Source organism: Pseudoalteromonas sp. PPB1, assembly GCF_015356275.1.
GTDB lineage: Bacteria > Pseudomonadota > Gammaproteobacteria > Enterobacterales > Alteromonadaceae > Pseudoalteromonas > Pseudoalteromonas rubra_D.
In genome coordinates this window covers 1-1,473 of sequence record NZ_JACEQV010000075.1, presented here as the reverse complement: position 1 = coordinate 1,473, position 1,473 = coordinate 1, and the positions used below count along the sequence as shown (strand labels likewise).

1 protein-coding gene is annotated in these 1,473 nt (G+C 57.1%); it reads right to left on the bottom strand.

Features of this window, described 5'->3' with window-relative positions; genetic code table 11:
- A partial coding sequence (locus tag IY568_RS24340; RefSeq protein WP_228553565.1) for a condensation domain-containing protein occupies positions 1–1,473 on the bottom strand: 1,473 nt, incomplete at both ends.

Sequence of the window (1,473 nt, the reverse complement as noted above, 5' to 3'; positions counted from 1 at the left end):
AGCTCACCATAGCTCAGAGTCTGCTCACCAAAGCGCAGTGCAATCTGCTCCGGAGCCGCTGCGGCCTGTTGCTCAAACAATTCGTGAATGCACAGCTCGCGCGGATAATCCAGCGCTGTGTCATTCCAGTTATGCAATTGTTGCGTACGCTCGGTCTCATCCAGCACACATAAACTCTGCACCGCTGTGCTGCTCTGGCTGTCCAGTAAATCCAGCACCTGAGTCAGGGTCACTTGCAGATACTGTGCAATGCGCGCCGCCGGGGCGCGTTTGTCTACCTGAAGTTCAAACCCAAAGCCATCGCCAAAATCATCTACCGAGAGGTTAAACGGATAGTTGGTGCGCTCTTCACTACTGATGACTCTAAATCCGGCATCCTGCTCCAACTGAGACTCCGCTACTGCCGAGTGACGATAGTTCAGCATCGCGCTGAACAGGGGCAGCTGACTGCTCACACCGCTGCAACGCTGCGCCTCGGCCAGCGACACCTGCTCGTACGGCATCAAGGCACGCAGGTCATCATTAATGTGTGCCAGCAGGCTCATCGCATCCTGCTCACTCAGCGACACTCGCAATGGCAGGGTGTTAATCATCATCCCCATCAGCTGGCTGCTCAGGCCATCATCGCTCATGCGGCCTGATAAGACAGTGCCGAACACCACCTCTGACTGACCACTGCACACACCCAGCACTTTGGCCCAGACCAGATGGAACAGCGCCGCCGGGCTGCTGTGATACTGACGGGTCAGGCGTCGAATACGCTGCGCCTGTGCGTCATCCAGGGTGACATGCACCGTCTCAATGCCCGAGCCATCATTCAGCACGTCCGTCAGACCATAAGGCAATGTGGGTTCGCTGACATCCCCCAGCATCTGAGTGAAGAAGGTTTCGGTATCCAGACTCGCGGTGCGTGCCAGGGTGCGACCAACAAATTCCCGGTACGGCACTGGCTCTGCCAGGCTGGCTTCATTGCCGTTCAGCAGCGCCGTTAATTCATGGACCAGAATCTCCAGCGACACGTGATCTGAGATCAGGTGATGCTCACACAACAGCGCATAATGCTTGCCCTGCGCAGCGTCTTCACACACGCTCAGTTGCAACAGCGGCGCGTTTTCCAGCTCAATCCACAGCGGCTGCTCAGCCACATGGGCATTGAACGCGGCCCAGACATCCGCTTCCTCGCTGAAGTCCAGTTCAGTCACAGGCAGCGCTACCTCACGCTGTACCACCTGAAGTGCAGTGGTGCGGTTGCGCCATAAGATGGCGGTGCGCAGCACATCGTGGCGGACAATCAGGGTATTCAGTGCCCATTTAAAGCGCTCAAGGGACTCGTGGCTGTCGAACTCAAACGTGGTGCTGGTAACATACGGGTCCTGCCCTTCACTCATGGTGTGTACAAACAGCACGCCTTCTTGCAACGGTGCCAGCGGGTAGATGTCCTGAATATTGGCCATGCCACCGGGGATGGTCTGG